The organism is Streptomyces fulvorobeus (genome assembly GCF_013167895.1).
GTDB classification, from domain to species: domain Bacteria; phylum Actinomycetota; class Actinomycetes; order Streptomycetales; family Streptomycetaceae; genus Streptomyces; species Streptomyces fulvorobeus.
Window position 1 is genome coordinate 5,255,616 of the sequence record NZ_BLWC01000001.1, and the last position, 24,325, is coordinate 5,279,940.

The following is a 24,325-nucleotide window of genomic DNA, read 5'->3' on the forward strand; positions in this document are numbered from 1 at the left end:
GTGCCCTTGACGCTGTCCTCAGTCGCCGGACGGGCTGGAGGACGTCCTCAGTCGCCGGACATGCGAAAGGGGGCGCGGAGTACGGGACCGTATCCGTACTCCGCGCCCCGGCATTCGGGCGAACAGGGGCCGCGGCGGCGGCGATCGGCCCGGCACGGCGCCCGCTTCAGGTCAGCGGACGCGCACCGGAGCCTTCACCACCGCACTGGCATCGCGCAGCCGCCGCGGCCTCGTCCTGCCCACGCCGCGTACAACCCCTCATCCGGGTACACGGGCGCGGGCAGGGTTCATGGGGTGGAGGCGCAGACCTGCCGGCCCTCGGGGGCCGCCGGTCTCAGTCCTCGCGCAGGGCGCGGACGGCCTCCTCCACGCGCTTGCCGTAGTCGGCGTCGGCGGCGTGGAAGTGGGCGAGGTTCTTCTCGATCACGTCGTCGCGTGTGACCTGCGAGAGGCCCCCCGCGATGTTGGCGACCAGACGGCCCTTCTCGTCCTCGGACATGAGCCGGTACAACTCGCCCGCCTGGAAGAAGTCGTCGTCCTTGCTGTGGGCGGGCGCCTCGTGTGTGCCCGTCCAGCCGTGGACGGCGAGCGGGGCCGCGAGCGCCGCGTCGGTCTGCACCGGACCCGCGTACGAGTTGGGCTCGTAGTTCTTGTCGTGGCGCGAGCCGTTGCGGGTGGCCATCAGGCCGTCCCGCCCGTAGTTGTCCGCGGGAGCACCCTTGGGGGCGTTGACCGGCAGGTGGGTGTGGTTGACGCCCAGACGGTACCGGTGCGCGTCCGCGTAGGCGAAGAGCCGGCCCTGGAGCATCTTGTCCGGCGAGGGACCGATGCCGGGCACGAAGTTGTTGGGGGAGAACGCCGCCTGCTCGACCTCGGCGAACACGTTGTCGGGGTTGCGGTCCAGGACCAGCCGGCCCACCCGCTGGAGCGGGTAGTCACCGTGCGGCCACACCTTGGTGACGTCGAACGGGTTGAAGCGGTAGTCCGCGGCCTCCGCGGCCGGCATGACCTGTACGTACAGGGTCCAGGAGGGGTTCACGCCGCGCTCGATGGCCTGGAGCAGGTCCGTCTGGTGCGAGTTGGCGTCCTTGCCCGCGAGCTCGGCGCCCTGTTCTGCGGAGAGCGAGCGGACACCCTGGTTCGTCTTGAAGTGGTACTTGACGAAGAACACCTCGCCCCGCGCGTTCGTCCACTGGTAGGTGTGCGAGCCGAAACCGTTCATGTGACGGTACGAGGCGGGGATGCCGCGGTCGCCCATCAGCCAGGTCACCTGGTGGGTGGCCTCGGGGAGTTGCCCCAGAAGTCCCAGACGTTGTCCGGCTCCTGCCGGCCCGTGAACGGGTCCCGCTTCTGCGAGTGGATGAAGTCGGGGAACTTGATCGGGTCCTTGATGAAGAACACCGGGGTGTTGTTGCCGACCAGGTCGTAGTTGCCCTCGTCCGTGTAGAACTTGAGGGCGAAACCGCGCGGGTCGCGTACCGCGTCGGCGCCGCCGAGTGAGTCGGCGACGGTCGAGAAGCGGATGAACGTCTCGGTGCGGCGGCCCACTTCGGAGAGGAAGTCGGCGCGCGTGAAACCGGTGACGTCGTCCGTGACCTCGAAGTAGCCGTACGCGCCGGAGCCGCGGGCGTGGACCACGCGCTCCGGGATGCGCTCACGGTTGAAGCGGGCGAGCTTCTCCAGCAGGTGCTGGTCCTGCAGGAGGATCGGCCCGCCGACACCTGCGGTGGCGGAGTTCTGGTTGTCGGCGACCGGGGCGCCTGACTCGGTCGTAAGCACACGCTTAGCCATGTGGCGGGATGACCTTCCATGCTGGAGCTGCTGACGGCTTGAGGAGCGTAGGTTCGCCGCGAACGAGACGTCAACAGTTTGTTGAAATCGAAGAGTGGGTTCCGGGCCGCGGTGACGCCTGGGCGCGACAGGACAGGTGTCAGCGCCACCGCGACCCGGAGTTCAGGGGCCCCCGGGCGGGGGCGGGTGTCAGACCTGCTCGCCGGAGAGGCGCTCGACGGAACGGAGCAGGGCCGAGTGGTCCAGGCCGCCGTCACCCTGCGCGCGCAGGGACGCGACCAGCTGGGCCACGACGGCGCCGACGGGCAGCGCGGCACCGACGTTGCGGGCGGCGTCCGTGACGATGCCCATGTCCTTGTGGTGCAGGTCGATCCGGAAGCCCGGCGCGAAGTCCCGCTTGAGGAAGTTGTCCTTCTTGCGGGTCAGGACGGTGGAGCCGGCCAGGCCGCCGTTGAGGACGTCGAGCGCGGCGGCGAGGTCGACGCCGGACTTCTCCAGGAAGACCACGGCCTCGGCGCACGCCTGGATGTTGACCGCGACGATGAGCTGGTTGGCCGCCTTCACCGTCTGGCCGGAGCCGTGCGGGCCGCAGAGCACGATGGTCCTGCCGAGGGCCCGCAGGATCGGCTGCGCGGCGTCGAAGTCGGCCTGCTCGCCGCCGACCATGATGGACAGGACGGCCTCGACCGCGCCGGCCTCGCCACCGGACACCGGAGCGTCCAGGACCCGGACGCCCTTGTCCTGGGCGTTCTTCGCGAGGTCGACGGAGGTCTGCGGGGTGATCGAGGACATGTCGATCAGCAGGGTGCCTTCCCTGACGTTCTCCAGGATGCCCTCGGGGCCGTAGGCGATGGCCTCGACGTGCGGGGACGCGGGCACCATCGTGATGACGACGTCGGCGTCCTTGACCGCCTCGGCGATCGAGGAGGCGCCTTTGCCGCCCGCCGCGACCAGCCGGTCGATCTTGTCCTGCTCCAGGGTGTGGCCGGTGACGTCGTAACCGGCCTTCACCAGGTTCTCGGACATGGGTGAGCCCATGATGCCGAGCCCGATCCACGCGACCTTGGGGAGGTTGTTGCTCATGAGGGTGCCTTCCTGGAAAACGGGTGTACGAGGGGGAGTCCGGCGCCCTCAGTGGGCCGCCCGGGCCTCTGCCGGGAGCCAGCCGAACGACTCGGCGCTCGGCCGGTCGCCCGGCTTGTACTCCAGGCCGACCCAGCCGTCGTAACCGGCCTCGGCCAGCTCGTCGAGGAGCCGCTCCAGCGGGAGCGAGCCGGTGCCGGGTGCGCCGCGCCCCGGGTTGTCGGCGATCTGGACGTGGCCGGTCCTCCCGGCGTACGCCTTGATCACCTGGCTGAGGTCCTCGCCGTTCATGGACAGGTGGTACAGGTCCAGCAGGAACTTGGCGTTCCCGAGACCTGTCGCCGCGTTGACCTTGTCGACGACCTCGACACCGGCCGGTGCGCTCACCAGCGGGTAGCGCGGTGACTCCGGCGCGTTGAGGGTCTCGATCAGGAGGACCGCTCCGATCCGGGCGGCCGCGCGGGCGGCCAGGACCAGGTTCTCCAGGGCGAGTTCGTCCTGCGCGGCCGGGTCCACGCCGTCGACGCGGTTGCCGTACAGCGCGTTGAGCGCCGTGCAGCCGACCGAGGCGGCGAAGTCGGCCGCCACCTCGATGTTGGCGCGGAAGCGGTCCGACTCCGTACCGGGCACGGAGAGCGCGCCGCGGTCGGGGCCGGGCAGCTGCCCCGCGTAGAAGTTGAGCCCCACCAACTGGGTGCCGGCCTCGTCGAGCGCCTTCTTCAGCGCGTCGAGCTGGGCCTGCTCGGGGGTGGGGGTCTCGATCCAGGGCCACCACAGCTCGACCGCTGTGAAGCCCGCCGCGGCGGCAGCCGCGGGACGCTCCACGAGCGGGAGTTCCGTGAAGAGGATCGAGAGGTTCACATCGAAGCGCTGGTCCGGGTAGCCCATGATGGGTTCGGGGCTCCTTCCGTATTGCGGAAGTTAGTTTCTGCTTAACGGAAGATTGCACAACCGGTGGCGAGGCTGTCAAGGGGGGGCCCGAAATCCGGGCCGCTCCGTGCCGCCGTCACCGGGCCGGGCGCCGGGGTCGCCGGGGCCCTTGCCCGGATGCCCGCCGCGTACGAGGGTGGCTGTCACCAGCAGGCGCAGCCGACCCCCACGAGGTGCCTCACATGACCCGAACCATCGGCCGTCGCGGCCTGATCAGGGCGGTACTGGCGGGCGCGGCCCTCTCCACGGCCGCCGCACCGCCGGACCGTCCCACCCCTTCCGGTCGGCCGTCCCCCGTGGGCGCCCGGCCCGCCACCACCCGGCCGCTCCTCATCGGCACGTACACCGGGGCCGGCGGCGGTCAGGGCATCCGCACCGGTACGTACGACCCCGCCACCGGGCGGATCTCCCTGACGGCGACGGTCGTCGGCATCGAGCACCCCTCGTATCTGGCCGTGCACCCGTGCGGCGCCACGGCCTACGCCGTCAGCGAGCGTGAGGAGGGCGCCGTCACCGCCGTCGCGCTCGGCGCGGACGGCGTCCACCGGGTGCTGGGGAGCAGGCCGACCGGCGGCGCGGGCCCCACCCACCTCTCCGTGCACCCGGGCGGACGGTGGCTGTTCAGCGCGAACTACAACTCCGGCAGCGTCTCCGTGCACCCCATCAGGGGCGACGGCTCCCTGGGCCGGCGATCGGACCTGGTCGCGCACCTCTCGCCGCCGCCCGGCCCAGGCCAGGAGGGGCCGCACGCCCACCAGATCATCACCGCCCCGGACGGCCGCCACGTCCTCGCCACCGACCTCGGCAACGACACCGTGTACACCTACCGCCTGGACACGGCCCACGGAACACTGGCCGAGGTCAGCCGCGCCACCGTGCGGCCCGGCGCGGGCCCCCGCCACCTCACCTTCCACCCCGGTGGCCGCTTCGCCTACCTCGCCTGCGAGCTGGACGACACGGTCGTCGTCTGCGGATACGACCCGGCCACCGGCACCCTCTCGCCCGGGGCGGGGCAGTCCACCGGCACCGGCCCCGACACCAGCTACCCGGCGCAGCTGCTGGTCACCGCGGACGGCGCCTTCGCCTACCTCGCCAACCGGGGCCACAACAGCCTCACCCGTTACGCGGTCGAGGAGGACGGGGCGGCCCTGCGCCTCCTCGGCACGGTCCCGGTGGGCGGCGACTTCCCCCGGCAGATCGCCTTGACGCCGGACGGCGCCCTGCTGCTCGCCGCCAACCAGCGCTCCGGCACCGTCACGGCCTTCCACGTGGACCGTCAGGACGGCGGGCTGCGCCCCGCGGGCGCGGCGGTCGACGTACCCGGCGCCGCCTGCGTACTGCCTCTCTGAAGCCGCCCCGCACGTCCCGTCCCCCTCGCGCACCTGCCCCGGCGGCTAAGGTCGTGGCCGAGCCGCGGGGCAGAGCGCCGCGAGGGAACATGAGGGAGGCACAGTGCGCTTGAGGGTGGAATTCACCACCGAGCCCTTCGACCTGGACGAGGCGCCCGCCCATGCGGTGGTGGCCCGCGAGGTCATCCAGTCGGCCGACCTGGACGCCGTGGATGTCGGCCCCTTCGGCAACACCGCCGAAGGGGGAGCGGACCAGGTGCTCACCGCGGTGGACTCCTTGCTGCGCAAGGCCCTGGAGTCCGGCGCCACCCGGGTGTCCCTCCAGGTCAACGTGGTCGGGGAGGAGGTGCAGTGACCGAACCCGCGGACCACCCCCTGCTCAGCGCGGTGAAGCCGCTCGTCGACGCGATGGGCGCGGAGCTGCTGCCCCCCGCGCAGGCGGCGGACGACGACGTGGTGCTCGCCTGGGAGGGGGAGGACGTCATAGCCGTACGGCTGCCGCAGCTCTCCGACTCGCTCGATCACATCCTGGCCGCGATGGAGCGACGGCACGGGATGCCGCTCTCCGACCTGGACCGCAGGACGAAGCAGTCGGTCGTACGGACCTTGGAGGCACGCGGTGCCTTCTCGGTGCGGCACGGTGTGGAGACGGTGGCGGGCGCTCTGGGCGTCAGCCGCTTCACGGTGTACAACTACCTGAACCGGGCAGATCCCGCCAAGGGCTGAGTAGTTGAACCAAGCACGGATAAGCCGCCGTCCGGATGCCGGGACGGCGGCTTTCTCCGTTCGCGAGATTTCAACAAAGTGTTGACGTCGTGTTGCGGAGGGCGTTAGCTATCCGCAGCCCGAACAACGCACAGCGAAAAACAGCCACGGAGGCTCCCGTGACTTCGAGCTCGACGCCGGGCCTCGCCCGGTTCAACACCCTGGCGGGCAGCGAGGCCACCGCCGCGCTGCACGAGGTGTGTGCCAGTGCGGCCTGGGGGAGCACCATCCTCTCCCGGCGCCCGTACCCCACGGTGGAAGCCCTTCTCTCCGCGAGCGACGCCGCCATGGCCGAGCTCTCCGCGGCGGACCTGGGCGAAGCCATGGCCGGTCATCCGCCGATCGGCCGCCCGAAGCCCGGGGACCCGACCTCCTCCCGGGAACAACGGGGCATGGCCGGCGCATCCGGGGAACTCAGGGAGGAGATGCTCGAACTGAACCTGGCCTACCAGGAGAGGTTCGGACACGTCTTCCTGATCTGTGCCACCGGAGCCACCGGTGAGCAGATGCGCGACGCGGTGAAGACCCGGATTCAGAACTCGCCCGAGCAGGAGCGCGAGACCGTGCGCACCGAACTGGGCAAGATCAACCGCATCCGGCTGACCCGTCTCGTGGAAGAGGACAAGGACTGATGAGCACCGCCACCACCGCTTCGGTGTCCACACACATCCTGGACACCAGCATCGGACGCCCCGCCGAGGGTGTCGCCATCTCGCTCGCGGCCCGCAGCGGCCCCGACGCCGGGTGGACGACGCTGGGCGGGTCCGCCACCGACGCGGACGGGCGCTGCAAGGACCTGCCGGCGCTGCCGGAGGGCACGACCCACGTACGGCTCGACTTCCAGGTCGAGGCGTACTTCGTCAGGAACGACAGTGCGGACAACCAGCAAGCCGAGGCGCAGCAGGACGCCCCCGCGTAAGGGACAGCGGTGCGTTCTTCCCGGAAGTGGCGATCACCTTCGCCGTACGTCCGGGCGAGCACTATCACGTACCGCTGCTGCTCAACCCGTTCGGCTACTCCGTTTACCGAGGGAGCTAGCAGACAATGCCCACGATTCTCGGCCAGAACCAGTACGGCAAAGCAGAGAACCGCGTCGTCAGGATCACGCGGGACGGCGACACCCACCACATCAAGGACCTGAACGTCTCCGTCGCCCTCTCCGGCGACATGGACGACGTCCACTACTCCGGTTCCAACGCGAACGTCCTGCCGACGGACACCACCAAGAACACGGTGTACGCGTTCGCCAAGGAGTACGGCATCGACTCCGCCGAACAGTTCGGCATCCACCTCGCCCGGCACTTCGTGACCTCGCAGGAGCCGATCAAGGTCGCGCGCATCCGGATCGAGGAGTACGCCTGGGAGCGCATCGCGACCTCGGACGGCAACTCGAAGTTCATCGGTGCGGACGAGGTCAACCACTCCTTCGCCCGTAAGGGACAGGAGCTCCGCACCACCCAGGTGACCTTCGACGGCGAGAACTGGGAGATCATCTCCGGTCTCAAGGACCTCACCGTCATGAACTCCACCAACTCGGAGTTCTGGGGTTACGTCAAGGACAAGTACACGACGCTCAAGGAGGCGTACGACCGCGTTTTGTGCACCGACGTGTCGGCCGCCTGGCGCTACAACTGGACCAGCGACGACCAGCGGATGCCCAACTGGGAGAAGTCGTACGAGCAGGCGAAGAAGCACATGCTCCAGGCGTTCGCCGAGACGTACTCCCTCTCGCTCCAGCAGACCCTTTACCAGATGGGTTCGCGGGTCATCAACAGCCGCAGCGAGATCGACGAGATCCGTTTCTCGCTGCCGAACAACCACCACTTCCTGGTGGACCTGGAGCCGTTCGGCCTCAAGAACGACAACGAGGTGTACTTCGCGGCGGACCGCCCCTACGGCCTCATCGAGGCGACCGTGCTCCGGGACGGCGTCGAACCGAAGATCCCCGTCGACATGACCAACCTCTGACGCGGCACTGAACGGCCCCCGCCCGCCCACAGCGGGCGCGGGCCGGTCATCCCGGAGGGACCATCCCATGGCACAGCCCGCAACGGGGCCGGCAGAAGGCCCGTGTTCCGCACCGCCGGAGAGCTCCGTGCATCCGGTCGACGAGAAGCTCCCCGCCGCACGGCTCCTGCCCGCCGCGCTCCAGCACATCGCCGCCATGTACGCGGGCGTCGTCACCCCTCCGCTGATCATCGGCCAGGCAGTCGGCCTCGACACGGCCGGTATGACCCGGCTGATCGCGGCGAGCCTGCTGATCGCCGGCCTCGCCACCCTCCTTCAGACGCTCGGCGCCGGCGGCTTCGCGGGCAACCGCCTGCCGTTCGTCAACGCGGCCTCGTCCGCCGGCATCGCCCCGATGCTCGCCATCGCCGAGACCAGCGCGCCCGGCCACCAACTCCCGCAGATCTACGGGGCGGTGCTCGTCGCGGGGGCCTTCTGTCTGGCGGTCGGACCGTTCTTCGGACGGCTGCTGCGCTTCTTCCCGCCGCTCGTCACCGGCGTCGTCATCACGCTCATCGGCGTCACCCTGATGCCCGTCCCGGTCGCATGGGCGCAGGGAGGTGACACGGACGCCGCCGACTTCGGCGCCATGAGGTACCTCGCGCTGGCCGCGTTCACCCTCGCCGTCATCCTGGTCATCCAGCGCTTCGGACGCGGCTTCGTCAAGCAGGTCGCCCTGCTCATGGGCATGTTCGCCGGCACGCTGGCCGCGATCCCGTTCGGACTCGCCGACTTCTCCGCGCTGGAGTCCGCACCCCTCGCGGCTCTGCCCACCCCCTTCGCCTTCGGTCACCCCGAGTTCCAGCCGGCCGCTGTCCTCTCCCTCTGCATCGTCATGCTGGTGCTGATGACGGAGTCCTCCGCGGGCATGCTGGCACTCGGCGAGATCTGCGAGCGGCCCGCCGACGGGCGCACCATCACCCGCGGCCTGCGCACGGACGGCGTCGCCACCCTGCTGGGCCCGGTGTTCGGCGGCTTCCCGACCAGCGCCTTCGCCCAGAACGTCGGCGTCGTGTCACTCACGAAGGTGCGCAGCCGCTACGTCGTCGCGGCGGCGGGCTGCGCCCTGCTGGTCCTGGGGGCGTTCCCCGTACTCGGCGCCGTCGTCTCGCTCGTCCCGATGCCCGTGCTCGGCGGCGCCGGCATCGTCCTGTTCGGCTCCATCGCGGTGAGCGGCATCCGTACGCTCTCCGAGGCCGGCCTCGACGACAGCTCCAACATCATCCTCGTCGCGGTGGCGCTCGGCGCGGGCATCATCCCGCTCGCCGCGCCCGCCTTCTACGCCGGATTCCCCTCCTGGGCACAGACGGTGCTCGGCTCCGGCATCAGTGCGGGAGCGCTCGTCGCGGTCCTGCTCAACCTGTTCTTCCACCATCTCGGCACCCACAGCCGCACCGCTGTGGCACTCAAATCCTCCTAGGGTCCTGCCGTGCCCATACCGCCGATGAGAGAAGAAGGAAGCACCATGGCAGCTTCGGCAGACGACCCTCAGCGCATCGTCATCGAGAACTGCTCGATCGCGACCGTCGACGCCCACGACACCGAGTACGCCTCGGGACACGTCGTCGTGGCGGGCAACCGCATCGAGTCCGTCGGCGCGGGCAAGGCGCCGGAGGGCCTCGCCGGCGTGGTACGGCGCATCGACGGCACCGGACATCTGGTCACCCCCGGCCTCGTCAACACCCATCACCACTTCTACCAGTGGATCACCCGCGGGATCGCCACCGACCACAACCTCTTCGAGTGGCTGGTCGCGCTCTACCCGACCTGGGCGCGCGTCGACGAGCAGATGGTCCGCGCCGCGGCCCAGGGCTCGCTCGCCATGATGGCGCGCGGCGGTGTCACCACGGCCATGGACCACCACTACGTCTACCCGAAGGGCTCCGGTGATCTCTCCGGTGCCATCATCGGGGCCGCCCGCGACATGGGCGTACGGTTCACCCTGGCGCGCGGGTCCATGGACCGGAGCGTCAAGGACGGCGGGCTGCCGCCGGACTTCGCGGTCGAGACGCTCGAAGGCGCACTCGCGGCCACCGAGGCGACCGTCGACGCCCACCACGACGCCTCGTTCGACGCGATGACCCAGATCGCCGTCGCGCCCTGCTCCCCGTTCTCCATCTCGACCGAACTGCTCAGGCAGGGCGCCGAACTGGCCCGGCGCAAGGGTGTGCGGCTGCACACCCACGGCTCGGAGACCGTCGAGGAGGAGCAGTTCTGCAAGGAGCTGTTCGGGATGGGCCCGACCGACTACTTCGAGTCGACCGGCTGGCTCGGTGACGACGTGTGGATGGCGCACTGCGTCCACATGAACGACTCCGACATCGCCGCGTTCGCCCGTACGGGAACGGGCGTCGCACACTGCCCGTCCTCCAACGCCCGCCTCGCCGCGGGCATCGCCCGGGTCCCCGACATGCTCGCCGCCGGCATCCCGGTCGGCCTCGGTGTGGACGGCACGGCGTCCAACGAGTCCGGTGAACTCCACACCGAACTGCGCAACGCCCTGCTCATCAACCGCCTCGGCGCACACCGTGAGAAGGCGCTCAACGCCCGCCAGGCCCTGCGGCTCGGTACGTACGGCGGGGCCCAGGTACTCGGCCGTGCCGACCAGATCGGCTCCCTGGAGGCCGGCAAGCTCGCCGACCTCGTCCTGTGGAAGCTGGACACCCTCGCCCACGCCTCCATCGCCGACCCGGTGACCGCGCTCGTCTTCGGCGCCGCGGCCCCCGTCACGCTCTCTCTGATCGACGGGAAGCCGGTCGTCGAGGGCAACCACCTGGTGACGGCGGACGAGGACGCCATCGCACGCGACACCCGCGACGAGGCCCGCCGCCTCGCGCGGATCGCCGCCGGAGCCTGACTCCGCGCGACGACACCCCCATGAACCGGCCGGCCGAGGGGGACGGCCCTCGGTCCGGCCGCCGTGGACCCGAGCGGGGTCCACGGCAGCCGGTCCGGAGGCGCGCACCCAGCGTGCGCGCCTCCGGACCGGTGATGAACGCACTGCCCGGGCACCCCACGTGAATGACGAAGCACCTGCACCAACGCACCACTCCGCACCACCTCCCTGACACCCACGTCACGCCGACGTGTACCCGACCGGAGGAACCGCCGTGGCCGCCAAGCCCAGGTTTCGCAATGAAGCAGTCGCAGGAACCGACCGGAAACACCCGGTCGACGAAACACTCCCGCCCCTCAAGATGTTCACCAGCGGCCTCCAGCACGTGGCCGCCATGTACGCCGGGGTGGTGGCCCCGCCCATGATCGTGGGGCCGGCCGTGGGCCTCACCGCCAAGGAGACCGCCTTCCTGATGGGGGCGAGCCTCTTCACGGCGGGCATAGCCACCCTCCTCCAGACCCTCGGCTTCTGGCGCATAGGCGCCCGGCTGCCGTTCGTCAACGGGGTGTCGTTCGCCGGTGTGACGCCGATGGTGGCGATAGGCAAGGACCGGGGCCACGAGGGGATCGCCGTCATCTTCGGCGCGATCATCGTGGCGAGCCTCCTCGGATTCCTCCTCGCCCCGTACTTCTGCAAACTGATCCGCTTCTTCCCACCGGTCGTCACCGGCACCGTGATCACCCTGATCGGTGTCTCGCTGCTGCCGGTCGCCTTCAACTGGTCCCAGGGCGGCAACTCCACCGCCGACGACTACGGTTCGATGACCAACATCACCATGGCCGCCGTCACCCTCGCGATCGTGCTGGCCCTGCGCAAACTGCTGCGCGGCTTCCTCCAGCAGATCGCGATCCTGCTCGGCCTGGTCATCGGCACACTCATCGCGATCCCCGTCGGCATCACCGACTTCAGCCCCATCAAGGACGCCGACGTGGTCGGCTTCCCCTCCCCGTTCCACTTCGGCGCACCGCAGTTCGAGATCGCCGCGATCATCTCGATGTGCATCGTGATGCTGGTCTGCATGACCGAGTCCACCGCGGACATGCTCGCACTCGGCCGGATCGTCGACCGCCCGGCGGACGAGCGGACCATCGAGGGCGGCCTGCGCGCCGACACCCTCGGCAGTGCTGTCAGCCCGCTGTTCAACGGCTTCATGTGCAGTGCCTTCGCACAGAACATCGGTCTCGTCGCGATGACCAAGGTACGCAGCCGGTTCGTCGTCGCCGCGGGCGGCGGCATCCTGATCGTGCTCGGGCTCGTCCCGGTGGCCGCCTCCGTCATCGCGATCGTGCCGCTTCCGGTACTCGGCGGCGCGGGCATCGTGCTGTTCGGTTCGGTCGCCGCGAGCGGCATCCAGACGCTCGCGACCGCGGCCCTGGAGAAGGGCGAGAACGCGCTGATCGTCGCGGCTGCCGTCGGCATCGGCCTGATCCCGATCGCCGCGCCGCAGTTCTACCACGCGTTCCCCGAGGACCTGCTCGTCGTCCTCGACTCGGGCATCTCCACGGGCTGTGTGGTGGCGATCCTGCTCAACCTGGCCTTCAACCACTTCGGCCGCGGCCGGGACACGGACGAGGCCCCGGAGCGGACGGACGAGGAACAGGCCGTGAAGAGCGCGGCCCCGGTGGCCATCTGAGGAGTCCGGCGCCGCGCTGTGGGCGCGTACGGTCGCCGTACGCGCCCACGGGCGTGAGAGGACCGTCACCGGCTGATGTGGAAGCTCTCGCCGTACACCCGCCAGCGCAGCGGAGTCTCCAGCTGGAGTCTGCCTTCGCGTACGAATACGCGCTGGGCGGTCTCCACCCGGCTGGTGTCGGTGTGGGAGGGCTCCTTGCGGATGGCGGCCACGCGGGCGTCGAGGAAGGCGTGCAGATACCTCTTCTCGTCACCTCCCCGCCCGGGCGGATCGGCCTCCGCGAGAGCCTCACGCCGTATCGTGGCGAAGCCGACCGAGCCGTCCGTGTCGCCCTGGCCGTGCATCACATAGGCGTCGTAGTAGATGAACTGCCCCAGTGCGCTCAGGCCGTCGTCCTTGGCCCGCCCGACCGACGGGTCGAAATAGGTCTGGTCACGCTCCGCGTCCTGCGCCGAGCGGAAGGCGGGGTCCGCTGCCGCCCTCGCCCATGCCCCGGTGAACGGCCGGCCGAGACCGGTGTGCGCGTCGCTGCCCCGCACCGCGCGGAGCGCGGGCAGGTACCGCTCCAGCGGATTGCCGGGCCTGGCCGCCGCGTACCGCTCGACCACGGCGAGCATGTCGCCGGTGCCGGAGCAGAAGCCGATGATGCCCGCAGTGTAGCCGCGGCCGTCACCGATGTCCTCGATGTACGCGTACTGCGCCTTCCAGTCCAGCGAGGAGTTCTCCGCGCTCGACACCAGTTGCATGGCGAGCCGCTTCTTGGCCGGGTCGTCGAGGTCGTTCCCGGGGGCGGAACCGGTCAGTCCCGAGCAGCCGGACAGGACTGCGGCCGCCGCGAGGGCGGTGGCCGCGGCGGATACGAACAGGGAGCGAACGGTGTGGATCACACGCCAAGCCTGCCAGGCCGGAGAGGGGCCCGGGACGTGGTGCCGGCCCAGCTGACCGGCCCGCACCCCGTGTGGACGGAGGGAACCGGCGGGAGCGTGGCCCAGGCCGTGATCACCGGATGCCCGCGATCCGGGCGGAGCAGGTCGCCCACGACATCACCGGGTCCTTCACGAGCTGAGCTCCGCCACTCCGCCACTGCACGGGTTCTCGGGTTCACGAGCCGCGCTCCGTGAGCCGGGTGCGCGGCCGGCTCAGTCGCCCGGCCGCCAGTCGGGCCTTCGGCCGCTCAGCGCGATCACCCGGTCGAGCAGCGGGGCGCCGGCCGGTACGGGGACCGGCGGCCCGAAGATGTCCGAGCTCCCCGGACCGCCCTCCGCCGGGGTCAGCAGTGCCTCCGAGAGGCGCAGGTCCACCTCGTCGGCCCGGAACTCCTGCCCGGTCGACCGGGCCAGGTCCCAGCCGTGCACGACCAGTTCGTTGAGCGCGACCAGACCGGCCACCTCGCCCGGCAGGTCCACACCGCCCGCCCGGGTCATGCCCTGCGAGGCGGCGGGGGAGTCCCAGGCCGTCACCAGTTCGTCGAGCAGGCGCGGCAGCGCCTCGCGCCAGTCCCCGCCGAGCACCGGCAGAGCCGCGTCGGGGGAGGTGTCGGTCGTGGGCCCGAACTCCTTGCGGGCCGCGTCGCGGAAGGCCGTGGCCAGCCCGACGACGTGGGCGAGCAGCTCCCGTACCGCGTAGTCGGGACAAGGCGTCGGGTCGTCGAGCCGGTGGTCCTCGACGGCCGGGAGCAGCGAGCGCATCTGCCTGGCGGCCGACCGCAGGTCGAGGGCGGGAGTCGTCCTGTTCGTTTCCATACTCCCTCAGACCCCCGCGGCGCCCGGAACTCATCGGCGGCCGCACAACGGCACATTGCGGAAGGTTCTGCCCCGCCCCTTGTCGGCGACCCCCGCGCCGTGGCATACAGGTCTGGACCATTGCTTCCGAAGGGGAAGGCAGGACCGTGCAACGCCCCCACATGCACGTTGTGTTGACCTGTTCCACCGCCCTGCTCCTTGCCGTGCTCACGGGCTGCGCCGGTACCGCCGCCGCCGACACGCAGAAACCGACGACGCCCCGAGGGGTGACCGCGCAGGCGGGCAGCGCCACCTCGGTGCACGTCATGTGGGAGCGCGCCACCGACAACAAGGCGATCACCGGGTACGAGATCTACCGCGAGGGCCGGAAGGTCGGTTCCGTGCCGGCGGCGAAGCGGATGACCGATGTCGACGGCCTGGCCGCCGCGACGGCGTACACCTTCACCGTCCGGGCCCGCGACGGCGCCGGGAACCTCTCCCGGCCGAGCGCCGCCGCGCGGGTCACCACCCCCGCGCCCGCCCCCTCCGACACCGAGGCGCCCACCGCCCCCGTGAAACTGCGCGCCACGGCGGGCGGCAGCCGGACCGCCACCCTGTCCTGGGGCGGCTCGACGGACGACGTGTCCGTCACCTCGTACGACATCTACCAGGAGGACGCCCGTATCCACAGCGTGCCCGGCGCGCGGACGACGGCCCGGCTGAGCGGGCTGCGCCCCGGCACGGTCTACACCTTCACCGTCCGGGCCCGTGACGCGTCGGAGAAGTCCTCGCCGGACAGCAACGCCGTGGACCTCACCACCGCGTCCGTTCCCGGTGCGCCCGCGAGCACCGCCCCCACCGGTCTGCGGACGTCGTTGAGTGCCGAGGGCGGCGAGTCCGTCGTCGAGCTGTCCTGGGACCAGCCCGACACCGGCGGCGTGATTCCGGCGTACCAGCTCTTCCTCGACGGAAAGCTGACCACGACGATCGTCTGGGGCGGCACCCCGCCCAAGGGCCGGGCGACGTACCGCCTGACCCTCGATGATCCGCCCGGCACCCGCTACTCACTGAAGATCCGCGCCAAACTGCCGGACGGCACCTGGGGCGACTTCTCCGCCCAGCGCACGGTCGCTCTGCCCGGCTGACCGGCGCCGCGCCCGCCGCGGAGGCCGCCGTCCGGACGTCCTCCCGCGCGGGTCCGGGAGCCGCGGCCTCCCCGTCGCGGACAGCCCACCGCCCCGGCGCCGTGGGGCACCGGGGCGGGCGGTCGCGCAGGCGTGCGGGTCAGCGCAGCTGCTCGTACGCCGGGAGGGTCAGGAACTCCGCGTAGTCCTGGTCCAGGGAGACCTGGAGCAGGAGGTCGTGGGCCTGCTGCCACTTGCCGGCGGCGAACGCCTCCTCGCCGATCTCGGCCCGGATCGCGGCCAGTTCGTCGGCGGCGACCTGGCGGGCCAGCTCCGCCGTGGCGTGCACGCCGTTCTCGAAGACCACGTCCGCGTTGATCCACTGCCAGATCTGCGAGCGCGAGATCTCGGCGGTGGCGGCGTCCTCCATCAGGTTGAAGATGGCGACGGCGCCCATGCCGCGCAGCCACGCCTCGATGTAGCGGATGCCGACCGCGACGGCGTTCTGGAGACCCTCGTACGTGGGCCTGGCGTCCAGGGTGTCGATGGCGATGAGGTCGCCGGGCGCCACCGAGACGTCCTCGCGCAGGCGTTCCTTCTGGTTCGGCCGGTCGCCGAGGACCGCGTCGAAGGAGGCCATGGCGATCGGCACGAGGTCGGGGTGGGCGACCCAGGAACCGTCGAAGCCGTCGTGGGCCTCGCGGTCCTTGTCCGCCTTGACCTTCTCGAACGCCACCTTGTTGACCTCCGCGTCGCGGCGCGAGGGGATGAAGGCCGCCATGCCGCCGATCGCGTGTGCGCCGCGCTTGTGGCAGGTGCGCACCAGGAGTTCGGTGTACGCCCGCATGAACGGCGCCGTCATGGTGACGAGGTTGCGGTCGGGGAGCACGAACTTGGAGCCGCCGTCACGGAAGTTCTTGACGATGGAGAAGAGGTAGTCCCAGCGGCCGGCGTTCAGCCCGGACGCGTGGTCGCGGAGCTCGTAGAGGATCTCCTCCATCTCGTACGCGGCGGTGATCGTCTCGATCAGCACGGTCGCGCGGACCGTGCCCTGCGGGATGCCGGCGTAGTCCTGGGCGAAGACGAAGATGTCGTTCCAGAGGCGCGCCTCCAGGTGCGACTCCGTCTTCGGGAGGTAGAAGTACGGGCCCTTGCCGAGGTCGATCAGGCGCTGGGCGTTGCGGAGGAAGTAGAGGCCGAAGTCGACCAGCGCACCGGGCACCGGCGTGCCGTCGAGCTGGAGATGGCGCTCGTTCAGGTGCCAGCCGCGCGGGCGCATGACGACGGTCGCGAGGTCGGCGGCGGGCTTCAGGGCGTACGACTTGCCGGACCCGGGGTCGGTGAAGTCGATCGCACGGTCGTAGGCGTCGGTCAGATTGAGCTGGCCGAGGATCACGTTCTCCCACGTGGGGGCGGACGCGTCCTCGAAGTCGGCGAGCCAGACCTTCGCGCCCGAGTTCAGGGCGTTGACGGTCATCTTGCGGTCGGTCGGACCGGTGATCTCCACCCGGCGGTCGTCGAGCGCGGCCGGGGCCGGCGCGACCTTCCAGGAGTCGTCCTCGCGGAGCTGTGCGGTCTCCGGGAGGAAGTCGAGGGTGGAAGTACGCGCGATCTCGGCGCGGCGCTCACCCCGGCGGGCGAGCAGCTCGTCACGGCGGGGTGTGAACCGCCGGTGCAGCTCGGCCACGAACGCGAGGGCCTCGGGGGTCAGGACCTCATCCTGCCGGGGCAGGGGCTCGGCATCGACGATGGCCAGCGTGGACGGCGCTGGTGCGGACATGAGCTGTCACTCCTTCAGCGGGTGGTGCGAGCGGCCTCTCACGGCCGCCGGGTCGCCTCGACGGCACGGCGTGCCAGGGCTCCGGGATACGGCCGTGGGCGCTGTGCGGGCTACAGAGCGCTTCTGACCTGTGGATAGTAGTTTCCTCATGGTGGAAGTTCAATGGTTTGTTGATGTCGAGATTCTCCGGGTCGACAGACGTGCCGCGTCGCTGGCGCGGGGTGCCACGGCGCGTACGGCCGGTTCGCCGCCGCCGTTCACTCCAGGTGTGCCAGATCCTCCACCGTGTCGATGTCGTACGCCTGAGCCACATCGGAACACTCGACGAGCGTGATCGCATCGCGGTGCGCCCGCAGATACGCCCGCGCCCCCTGGTCCCCCACCGCCGCCGCCCCGACGTCCGCCCAGAGCTCCGCGCCGAACAGCACAGGGTGGCCGCGCTTCCCGTCGTACGAGGCCGCGGCGAGACCCGACCGCCCCCGGTACGCCGACCGCACCCGGGCCACCGCCCGCGCCCCGATCCCCGGCTGGTCGACCAGCAGCACCAGTGCCGCGTCCGCCCCGCTCCCGGCGAGCGAGCCGAGCCCCGTGCGGAGCGAGGAGCCCATGCCCCGCTCCCACCCGGGGTTCTCCGTCACCACGCACCCGGACAGATCGGCCCGCTCGCGCACCTCGTCGGCCGCCGCGCCCAGCACCACGTGGAGGGGTCCGCAGCCCCCCTCCCGCAGCGTCCGCAGGGCGTGCTCCACCAGGGGGCGGGCGCGGTGCGTCAGCAGCGCCTTCGGCCTGCCGCCGAGCCGGCGGCCGCCACCCGCGGCGAGCAGGACACCCGCGACCACCGGGTTCTCGTGTGAAGAGGACATGAACCCTGGATATCACTGCTCCGGCGCCGCCGCGCCGTTCGCACACGTGAAAGGAACGTCACCCGAAGGGGTCACCCCCCATTCCGCCCACGGTGTGGCGCCGGCCACCTTCGATGCCGTTAACTTGCGGATGATCCCAGGGACTTGACCACCGTCGGGGACCTGATCGATACACCGGTACAACGGCGTGCGAGGGGGAGTGTTTTGTTGCGGAACGTGCAGCAGAAGCGGGTGACCGGAAGCGGCGCGGACGACCCGAGGGTGACGGAGCTGCGCACGGCGCTCTCCCGGCTCCGCAGACAGCTTGCCGCCCATCCCGCGGACTTCCCGGACCGGGGAATCGCCGAGGACGAGCTCGCGGCGCTGGACGCCATGGCGGCAGGCGGCGCTCCGGAGATCCCCCGGCTGCGCCGCTCGCTGCTGCTGGTCGCGGGGGCGATCGGCTCGGTCAGTGCCCTGGCCCGCGGGCTCAGGGAGGTACGGATGGCGGTGGACCTCTTCGGGGAGCCGCCGCGCCGCTGAACCGCGTACGGGGCAGGGGGCCGGCGGCGGATGGACCGGATGGCGGGGCGGCGGGACGGCCGCCCGTCCTGGGAGTCCGCGCACAGGCCGGGAGCGCGCCGGACGCGGCCGCACGGACCGGTCCCGCGGCCTCAGCTCGCGGCGCCGCTGCTCGCCAGTACCTCGGAGAGTTCCTTCGCGACCTGCTGGAGGATCGGTACGATCCGCTCCGTCGCCGTCTCGGTCACCCGCCCGGCCGGTCCCGAGATCGAGATCGCCGCGGATGTGGGGGAGTTGGGGACCGAGACCGCCAGGCAGCGGACCCCGATCTCCTGCTCGTTGTCGTCGACCGCGTAACCGGCCCTGCGCACCACGTCGAGCGCGTCGAGGAAGCCGTCCGGGGTGGTGATGGTCTTCTCGGTCGCGGCCGGCATGCCCGTACGCGCGAGCAGGGCCCGCACCTCGTCGGCCGGAGTGTTCGCCAGCAGTGCCTTGCCCACGCCCGTGGAGTGGGGGAGGACCCGGCGGCCCACCTCGGTGAACATGCGCATCGAGTGCTTCGACGGCACCTGGGCGACGTACACGATCTCGTCGCCGTCGAGCAGGGCCATGTTCGCCGTCTCGCCGGTCTCCTCGACCAGCCGCTGGAGGTAGGGGCGGGCCCAGGTGCCGAGCAGCCGGGACGAGGACTCGCCGAGCCGGATCAGCCGCGGGCCCAGCGCGTAGCGGCGGTTGGGCTGCTGGCGGACGTAGCCGCACACGACCAGGGTGCGCATCAGCCGGTGAATGGTGGGCAGGGGCAGTCCGCTGCTCGCGGAGAGCTCGCTCAGCCCGACCTCGCCCCCGGCGTCCGCCATCCGTTCCAGCAGATCGAAGGCGCGTTCAAGGGACTGCACGCCGCCGCTGGGGCCGGCGGGCTTGGAGTCGGATGTGCTGGCGTGGGACGGCGGCACGTCAACGGTCCTTTCGATGCGGAACAGCAAGGCGCCAGCCTACCGGGCGGTTCCCGATCGGCCCACTGTCCCGCAGCGGCGTCCTTGCCGGTCAGGGGCGGTTCCGTCCGGTGCGCCAGGTCGCCGGGGTGGTCGCCCGGGGCTCCTCCTGGCTCATGCTACATTCCGCGCTGCGGAATTAGTATTCTACTTTGTGGAAACCTCCAGGCGCTCTCGCACGAAGCCGGCCGACTGCCCGGCGGGCGCGGTGAAGGTCTTGACGAGGAAGAATCTCCGATGAAGACTCCCAGCAGTTCGTTCAACAGTTCGTTGAAACCACGAAGTGAGGAGCACGGGTGTCCGGTGCGGACGTGAACCTGGTACTGCGCTCGACGCGCGTCGTCACCCCCGGGGGACGCGCCCCGCGACGGTCGCCGTCGCCGGCGGGACGATCGACGCCGTCCTTCCGTACGACGCCGAGGTGCCCGCGGGCGCCCGCCTGGAGGACTTCGGCGACGACATCCTGCTGCCCGGCCTCGTCGACACCCACGTGCATGTGAACGACCCGGGCCGCACCGAGTGGGAAGGCTTCCACACCGCCACCCGCGCCGCCGCCGCGGGCGGCATCACGACCCTCCTCGACATGCCCCTCAACTCCCTGCCACCGACCACGACCGTCGGCCACCTGCGCACCAAGCAGCGGGTGGCGGCGCCCAAGGTGCACGTCGACACCGGCTTCTGGGGCGGCGCGATCCCGACCAACACGAAGGACCTGCGCCCTCTGTACGAGGCCGGGGTCTTCGGCTTCAAGTGCTTCCTGTCCCCCTCGGGCGTCGAGGAGTTCCCGGAGCTCGACCAGGAGCAGCTGGCCCGCTCCATGGCCGAGATCTCCGGTCTCGGCGGACTGCTGATCGTGCACGCCGAGGACCCGCACCACCTGGAGTCCGCGCCGCAGCGCGGCGGTCCCGCGTACGCCGACTTCCTCGCCTCCCGGCCCCGCGACGCGGAGAACACCGCGATCGCCGGCCTCATCGCCCACGCGAGGCGGCTGAACGCCCGCGTCCACGTCCTGCACCTGTCGTCCAGCGACGCGCTGGCGCCGATCGCCGCCGCGAAGCGCGAGGGCGTCCGGGTCTCCGTCGAGTCCTGCCCGCACTTCCTCACCCTCACCGCCGAGGAGGTCCCGGACGGGGCGACGGAGTTCAAGTGCTGCCCGCCCATCCGGGAGGCCGCCAACCAGGACGCGCTGTGGCAAGGGCTCGCCGACGGCACGATCGACTGCATCGTCTCCGACCACTCGCCCTGCACCACCGACCTCAAGACTCCGGACTTCGCCTCCGCGTGGGGCGGTATCTCCTCCCTCCAGCTCGGCCTCCCCGCCATCTGGACCGAGGCCCGCAGGCGCGGACACGGCATCGACGACGTGGTGCGCTGGATGTCCGCCGCCCCCGCCGAGCTGGCCGGACTGACCCGCAAGGGTGCCATCGAGGCCGGCCGCGACGCCGACTTCGCCGTACTCGCCCCCGACGAGAGCTTCACCGTCGACCCCGCCGAGCTCTTCCACCGCAACCAGGTCACCGCCTACGCGGGAAAGACCCTGGACGGCGTCGTCAAGTCCACCTGGCTGCGCGGCGTACGGATCGCGGACGAGGGCGTCCTCGCCGAGCCCACCGGCCGGCTGCTCGAAAGGAACTCCTGACCATGACGGCCATCCCGCGCTTCACCGGTGACGCGAGCCCGTACGGGGGCGGCGACCCGTACGCCGACTACCGCACCGCGGAGTTCCCCTTCTCCCAGCTCGTCGACCTCGCCGACCGCCGCCTCGGCGCCGGAGTGATCGCCGCCAACGACGAGTTCTTCGCCGAACGCGAGAACCTGCTGAAGCCGGGGCCCGCGGTCTTCGACCCCGAACGCTTCGGACACAAGGGCAAGATCATGGACGGCTGGGAGACCCGGCGCCGCCGCGGGGTGAGCGCCGCGCGGCCCCACCCCACCGAGGACGACCACGACTGGGCGCTCGTCCGGCTCGGGGCGCCCGGCGTCGTACGCGGACTGGTCGTGGACACCGCGCACTTCCGGGGCAACTACCCGCAGGCGGTCTCCGTCCAGGCGGTCTCCCTGCCCGGCTCCCCGTCACCCGACGAGCTGCTCGCGCCGGACGTGAAGTGGACAACCCTGGTGCCCCGCACGGCGGTCGGCGGCCACGCGGCCAACGGTTTCGCCGTCGACGCCGAGCAGCGCTTCACCCACCTGCGGGTCAACCAGCACCCGGACGGCGGGATAGCCCGCCTGCGGGTGTACGGGGAAGTCGCCCCCGACCCCGCCTGGCTCGCCGCACTCGGCACCTTCGACCTCGCGGCCCTGGAGAACGGCACCCAGGTCGAGGACGCGTCCGACCGCTTCTACTCACCGGCCACCCACACGATCCAGCCCGGCCGCTCCCACAAGATGGACGACGGCTGGGAGACCCGGCGCCGCCGCGACCGGGGCAACGACTGGATTCGCTACCGGCTGGCCGCGCAGGCGCGGATCGGCGCCGTCGAGATCGACACCGCCTGCCTCAAGGGCAACTCCGCGGGCTGGGCGACGCTCTCGGTGCGGAACGGGGAGACCGGCGACTGGGCCGAGATCCTGCCCCGGACCCGGCTCCAGCCCGACACGAACCACCGCTTCGTCCTGCCCGAGGCCGTCGTCGGCACCCACGTGCGGATCGACATCTTCCCGGACGGCGGGATCTCCCGGCTGCGGCTCTTCGGCTCGCTGACCGCGGAGGGCGCGGCGGCGCTGGCCGCGCGCCACCGCGAACTGGGCGGCTGACAAGCGTCCGGCGTCCCGCGGGTGCCGTTTGTCCTCAGTGCCTCGGAGGGCTTGAATGGAGGCCCGCCGGCCGAACCGACCAGGAGCTTCCCATGATCTTCATCGCCGTCAAGTTCACCGTGCGCAGCGCCGAGCGGGACAACTGGCTTCCGGCCGTACACGACTTCACCCTGGCCACCCGCCAGGAGCCGGGCAACCTCTTCTTCGACTGGTCGTACAGCGTCGAGAACCCGGACCAGTTCGTCCTGCTCGAAGCCTTCGCCTCGCCGGAGGCGGGCGAAGAGCACGTGCGGTCCGCGCACTTCGCGGCGGCGGTGGAGACGATGTCCGAGCTGGTGTCCGAGGTGCCGGAGATCATCAACGTCGAGGTGCCGGGCGGGGGCTGGAGCCGCATGACCGAGGTCACCCCCCGCAACCGCTGACGCATAGGCGCGCGCCCCGGCGCGGGGAACGACCTGCCGGGCGGCCGGGCCGGGAGAGCGCCCCGACCCGCCCGGCGGCCGGGGGCACGCGGCGTGGCCGCCCGCCGGCCCGCGGTGAACGGGCCGGCGGCCGGGTCGAGGCCGGGCCGGCGGCCGGTGCCGACCGGGCCGGGCTCGGCTGCGTCCCCGCCCAGGAGTGAGCCGGGACGGGCGCGCGATCCCCGCTCACCCCGCGGCGTACCGCTCGGCCAGCGCGCGCACGGTCGCACCGATCCGCGCCCTCAGCTCCGGCGGCTCCAGCACCTCCACGCCCGCACCCAGGGCGAGGAACACACCGAGGGCGTGGTCGGCCGACTCGACGGGCACCACCGCCCGGATCCAGCCGTCCGCCTCGGCGCTCCCGCTCTCCGCCACGGCGCGCGCCGCTGCGCCGGTGAGACGTGCGGCGGCGCCGGTGGTCAGCCGGACCAGGGCCTCGCCCTGGTGCAGCCGGGCGTGGAAGTCCGACTGATGGCGCTCCCAGTGTGCGGCCAGCTCGAAACCCTCCGGAACCGTGAACTCCTCCGGCCCGCAGCGCAGTCCGAGGATCTGGTCGACCCGGTACGTGCGCGGTCCCGGCCCCGCCACGACGTACCAGCGGCCCGCCTTGAGCACCAGCCCGTACGGTTCCAGGCGGCGGTCGACGTCCGTCGGTTCCTTCCAGCGGCGGTAGCGGACATGGAGGACCCGGCTCTGCCACACCGCGTCCGCGACCTGCGCCAGGAACGGCACCTCGTCGCCCTCGGCGTACCAGCCCGGCGCGTCCAGATGGAACCGGGTGCGCATCCGGTCGGCCTGGTCGCGCAGCGCTGGCGGCAGCGCGGCCCGCAGTTTGAGCTGTGCGGCGGCGAGGGACGGGCCGAGGCCGAGCGCGGCGGCCGGACCGGGGACCCCGGAGAGGAACAGCGCCTCCGCCTCAGCCGGGTTGAGCCCGGTCAGACGGGTCCGGTAGCCCGCGAGCAACTGGTAGCCGCCGCTGTGCCCGGCATCGCCGTAGAGCGGTACGCCCGCCGCGTGCAGCGCCTCCACATCGCGGTAGACGGTCCGCACGGACACCTCCAGCTCCGCCGCGAGCTGCGCGGCGGTCATCCGGCCCCGGGTCTGGAGCAGCAGGAGGACGGACAGGAGACGGCTGGACTTCACTGACAGAGGATGTCAGTGAAGAGTCCGTACGGTCCAGCCATGGCCTTCGCCGAGAAACACCTCTTCGTGCCGGACCCGATCGACGTCGGCGGCCGGCACATCAAGCGCTACCACGTGACCGCCGACCCGGCGGGCATCGACCGCCGGGTCGAGGAGGCGGCGTACGCCTTCCTGCCCGCACTGCTGCCCGAGCCGGACGGCACACCGCCCGCCACCTTCGTCGTCCTCCACCGGGGAGGGGACGACGGCGCCTACCTCAACGTCTACAGCTGGATGTGGGACAACGCCCTGCACTTCGCCGGCGCCGTCGCGGGGCAGCCGGCCCTCGGCTGTCCGGACCGCGACCCGACGCACTTTTGGCACCAGACCCGCGACCTGATCGGCTGCGTCTGGGAGCTGCCCCCGCTCCTGCACGAGCGCGATGCCTGGGTACGGCACGTGCTGGCGCCCGCACGCCCCGACCTCGGCGGTTATCTCGCGGACTCCATGCCCGCCGGGACGACCGGGGACCGCGGGTGAGCGACGGCGC

General features: G+C 71.3%; 21 protein-coding genes and 3 pseudogenes. 15 read left to right on the top strand and 9 right to left on the bottom strand.

Going from position 1 to position 24,325, the window contains the following annotated elements; translation table 11 throughout:
• Positions 1–334 precede the first annotated feature (334 nt).
• The 3 genes and pseudogenes from Sfulv_RS23575 to Sfulv_RS23585 form a co-directional block, all read right to left on the bottom strand.
• A pseudogene (locus Sfulv_RS23575) lies at positions 335–1,791 on the bottom strand (catalase).
• A 189-nt stretch (positions 1,792–1,980) separates the two neighbouring features.
• On the bottom strand, positions 1,981–2,874 hold the full coding sequence (locus tag Sfulv_RS23580; RefSeq protein ID WP_173316517.1) for a 2-hydroxy-3-oxopropionate reductase: 894 nt from the start codon (positions 2,872–2,874) through the stop codon (positions 1,981–1,983).
• 48 nt (positions 2,875–2,922) lie between these two features.
• Complete coding sequence (locus Sfulv_RS23585) at positions 2,923–3,762, bottom strand: TIM barrel protein (RefSeq protein ID WP_173316518.1); 840 nt, start codon at positions 3,760–3,762, stop codon at positions 2,923–2,925.
• Between the two features lie 224 nt (positions 3,763–3,986).
• Here Sfulv_RS23585 and Sfulv_RS23590 point away from each other — a divergent pair, with 224 nt between their 5' ends.
• The 9 genes and pseudogenes from Sfulv_RS23590 (at position 3,987) to Sfulv_RS23630 (ending at position 12,454) form a co-directional block, all read left to right on the top strand.
• On the top strand, positions 3,987–5,153 hold the full coding sequence (locus Sfulv_RS23590; RefSeq protein ID WP_173316519.1) for a lactonase family protein: 1,167 nt from the start codon (positions 3,987–3,989) through the stop codon (positions 5,151–5,153).
• Between the two features lie 103 nt (positions 5,154–5,256).
• A complete protein-coding gene (locus tag Sfulv_RS23595; RefSeq protein WP_173316520.1) occupies positions 5,257–5,508 on the top strand; it encodes a YkoF family thiamine-binding protein in 252 nt (83 codons plus the stop codon).
• The gene (locus Sfulv_RS23600; RefSeq protein ID WP_173316521.1) at positions 5,505–5,879 is read left to right on the top strand and encodes a helix-turn-helix domain-containing protein; all 375 of its coding nucleotides are present in this window, start codon (positions 5,505–5,507) and stop codon (positions 5,877–5,879) included. The genes Sfulv_RS23595 and Sfulv_RS23600 overlap by 4 nt, the downstream gene beginning before the upstream one ends.
• A 158-nt stretch (positions 5,880–6,037) precedes the next feature.
• Entirely contained in the window at positions 6,038–6,550 is a 513-nt protein-coding gene (gene uraD / locus Sfulv_RS23605; protein WP_173316522.1) for a 2-oxo-4-hydroxy-4-carboxy-5-ureidoimidazoline decarboxylase, read from the top strand.
• Positions 6,550–6,956 (top strand): annotated as a pseudogene (gene uraH / locus Sfulv_RS23610) (hydroxyisourate hydrolase). Before uraD ends, uraH begins: the two are co-directional and overlap by 1 nt.
• Before the next feature lie 6 nt (positions 6,957–6,962).
• Positions 6,963–7,886, top strand: coding sequence for a factor-independent urate hydroxylase (gene pucL / locus Sfulv_RS23615; protein ID WP_173316523.1), 924 nt, complete (start codon positions 6,963–6,965; stop codon positions 7,884–7,886).
• Positions 7,887–7,953: 67 nt separating this feature from the next.
• Positions 7,954–9,345 carry a nucleobase:cation symporter-2 family protein gene (locus tag Sfulv_RS23620; RefSeq protein ID WP_173316524.1) on the top strand — a complete coding sequence of 464 codons (1,392 nt, stop codon included), beginning with the start codon at positions 7,954–7,956 and terminating at the stop codon, positions 9,343–9,345.
• A gap of 45 nt (positions 9,346–9,390) precedes the next feature.
• Positions 9,391–10,782: an 8-oxoguanine deaminase gene (locus Sfulv_RS23625; RefSeq protein WP_173316525.1), complete on the top strand. Its 1,392-nt coding sequence runs from the start codon at positions 9,391–9,393 to the stop codon at positions 10,780–10,782.
• A 253-nt stretch (positions 10,783–11,035) separates the two neighbouring features.
• Positions 11,036–12,454 (top strand): nucleobase:cation symporter-2 family protein, encoded by a 1,419-nt coding sequence (locus Sfulv_RS23630; RefSeq protein ID WP_173316526.1) that lies wholly within the window; start codon positions 11,036–11,038, stop codon positions 12,452–12,454.
• 65 nt (positions 12,455–12,519) lie between these two features.
• On the opposite strand, the gene Sfulv_RS23635 is transcribed toward Sfulv_RS23630, so the two are convergent.
• The gene (locus Sfulv_RS23635) at positions 12,520–13,341 is read right to left on the bottom strand and encodes a chitosanase (protein ID WP_305961382.1); all 822 of its coding nucleotides are present in this window, start codon (positions 13,339–13,341) and stop codon (positions 12,520–12,522) included.
• Positions 13,342–13,593: 252 nt separating this feature from the next.
• Positions 13,594–14,196 carry a TIGR03086 family metal-binding protein gene (locus Sfulv_RS23640; protein ID WP_173316527.1) on the bottom strand — a complete coding sequence of 201 codons (603 nt, stop codon included), beginning with the start codon at positions 14,194–14,196 and terminating at the stop codon, positions 13,594–13,596.
• Positions 14,197–14,357: 161 nt separating this feature from the next.
• Between Sfulv_RS23640 and Sfulv_RS23645 the strand changes: the two genes are divergently transcribed.
• Positions 14,358–15,320 carry a fibronectin type III domain-containing protein gene (locus Sfulv_RS23645; RefSeq protein ID WP_173316528.1) on the top strand — a complete coding sequence of 321 codons (963 nt, stop codon included), beginning with the start codon at positions 14,358–14,360 and terminating at the stop codon, positions 15,318–15,320.
• A gap of 139 nt (positions 15,321–15,459) precedes the next feature.
• Here Sfulv_RS23645 and aceB read toward each other — a convergent pair whose 3' ends face one another.
• The gene (aceB, locus tag Sfulv_RS23650; RefSeq protein WP_173316529.1) at positions 15,460–17,079 is read right to left on the bottom strand and encodes a malate synthase A; all 1,620 of its coding nucleotides are present in this window, start codon (positions 17,077–17,079) and stop codon (positions 15,460–15,462) included.
• 257 nt (positions 17,080–17,336) lie between these two features.
• Complete coding sequence (locus tag Sfulv_RS23655) at positions 17,337–17,942, bottom strand: nucleotidyltransferase family protein (RefSeq protein ID WP_173316530.1); 606 nt, start codon at positions 17,940–17,942, stop codon at positions 17,337–17,339.
• Positions 17,943–18,158: 216 nt separating this feature from the next.
• Here Sfulv_RS23655 and Sfulv_RS23660 point away from each other — a divergent pair, with 216 nt between their 5' ends.
• Entirely contained in the window at positions 18,159–18,464 is a 306-nt protein-coding gene (locus tag Sfulv_RS23660; protein WP_371874700.1) for a DUF5955 family protein, read from the top strand.
• Positions 18,465–18,595: 131 nt separating this feature from the next.
• Here the strand turns inward: Sfulv_RS23660 and Sfulv_RS23665 are convergent, their stop codons facing one another.
• Complete coding sequence (locus tag Sfulv_RS23665) at positions 18,596–19,396, bottom strand: IclR family transcriptional regulator (RefSeq protein ID WP_173316532.1); 801 nt, start codon at positions 19,394–19,396, stop codon at positions 18,596–18,598.
• A 335-nt stretch (positions 19,397–19,731) separates the two neighbouring features.
• Between Sfulv_RS23665 and allB the strand changes: the two are divergent.
• The 3 genes and pseudogenes from allB to Sfulv_RS23680 all read left to right on the top strand — a co-directional run bounded on the left by allB (position 19,732) and on the right by Sfulv_RS23680 (position 22,614).
• A pseudogene (gene allB / locus Sfulv_RS23670) lies at positions 19,732–21,074 on the top strand (allantoinase AllB).
• Between the two features lie 2 nt (positions 21,075–21,076).
• Positions 21,077–22,192 (top strand): allantoicase, encoded by a 1,116-nt coding sequence (alc, locus tag Sfulv_RS23675; protein WP_173316534.1) that lies wholly within the window; start codon positions 21,077–21,079, stop codon positions 22,190–22,192.
• A gap of 92 nt (positions 22,193–22,284) precedes the next feature.
• On the top strand, positions 22,285–22,614 hold the full coding sequence (locus Sfulv_RS23680) for a putative quinol monooxygenase (protein ID WP_173316535.1): 330 nt from the start codon (positions 22,285–22,287) through the stop codon (positions 22,612–22,614).
• Positions 22,615–22,839: 225 nt separating this feature from the next.
• On the opposite strand, the gene Sfulv_RS23685 is transcribed toward Sfulv_RS23680, so the two are convergent.
• Complete coding sequence (locus tag Sfulv_RS23685) at positions 22,840–23,796, bottom strand: helix-turn-helix transcriptional regulator (protein WP_173316536.1); 957 nt, start codon at positions 23,794–23,796, stop codon at positions 22,840–22,842.
• A 39-nt stretch (positions 23,797–23,835) separates the two neighbouring features.
• Here Sfulv_RS23685 and Sfulv_RS23690 point away from each other — a divergent pair, with 39 nt between their 5' ends.
• Positions 23,836–24,315, top strand: a complete 480-nt coding sequence (locus tag Sfulv_RS23690) for a hypothetical protein (protein ID WP_173316537.1) — start codon at positions 23,836–23,838, stop codon at positions 24,313–24,315.
• Positions 24,316–24,325: the final 10 nt, after the last annotated feature.

Coding starts and splice junctions, on each gene's coding strand:
- aceB (WP_173316529.1), bottom strand. CDS start 17,079: ATGTCCGCACCAGCGCCGTCCACGCTGGCCATCGTCGATGCCGAGCCC.
- Sfulv_RS23580 (WP_173316517.1), bottom strand. CDS start 2,874: ATGAGCAACAACCTCCCCAAGGTCGCGTGGATCGGGCTCGGCATCATG.
- Sfulv_RS23645 (WP_173316528.1), top strand. CDS start 14,358: ATGCACGTTGTGTTGACCTGTTCCACCGCCCTGCTCCTTGCCGTGCTC.
- Sfulv_RS23640 (WP_173316527.1), bottom strand. CDS start 14,196: ATGGAAACGAACAGGACGACTCCCGCCCTCGACCTGCGGTCGGCCGCC.
- Sfulv_RS23585 (WP_173316518.1), bottom strand. CDS start 3,762: ATGGGCTACCCGGACCAGCGCTTCGATGTGAACCTCTCGATCCTCTTC.
- Sfulv_RS23590 (WP_173316519.1), top strand. CDS start 3,987: ATGACCCGAACCATCGGCCGTCGCGGCCTGATCAGGGCGGTACTGGCG.
- Sfulv_RS23620 (WP_173316524.1), top strand. CDS start 7,954: ATGGCACAGCCCGCAACGGGGCCGGCAGAAGGCCCGTGTTCCGCACCG.
- Sfulv_RS23625 (WP_173316525.1), top strand. CDS start 9,391: ATGGCAGCTTCGGCAGACGACCCTCAGCGCATCGTCATCGAGAACTGC.
- Sfulv_RS23690 (WP_173316537.1), top strand. CDS start 23,836: ATGGCCTTCGCCGAGAAACACCTCTTCGTGCCGGACCCGATCGACGTC.
- alc (WP_173316534.1), top strand. CDS start 21,077: ATGACGGCCATCCCGCGCTTCACCGGTGACGCGAGCCCGTACGGGGGC.
- Sfulv_RS23680 (WP_173316535.1), top strand. CDS start 22,285: ATGATCTTCATCGCCGTCAAGTTCACCGTGCGCAGCGCCGAGCGGGAC.
- pucL (WP_173316523.1), top strand. CDS start 6,963: ATGCCCACGATTCTCGGCCAGAACCAGTACGGCAAAGCAGAGAACCGC.
- Sfulv_RS23655 (WP_173316530.1), bottom strand. CDS start 17,942: ATGTCCTCTTCACACGAGAACCCGGTGGTCGCGGGTGTCCTGCTCGCC.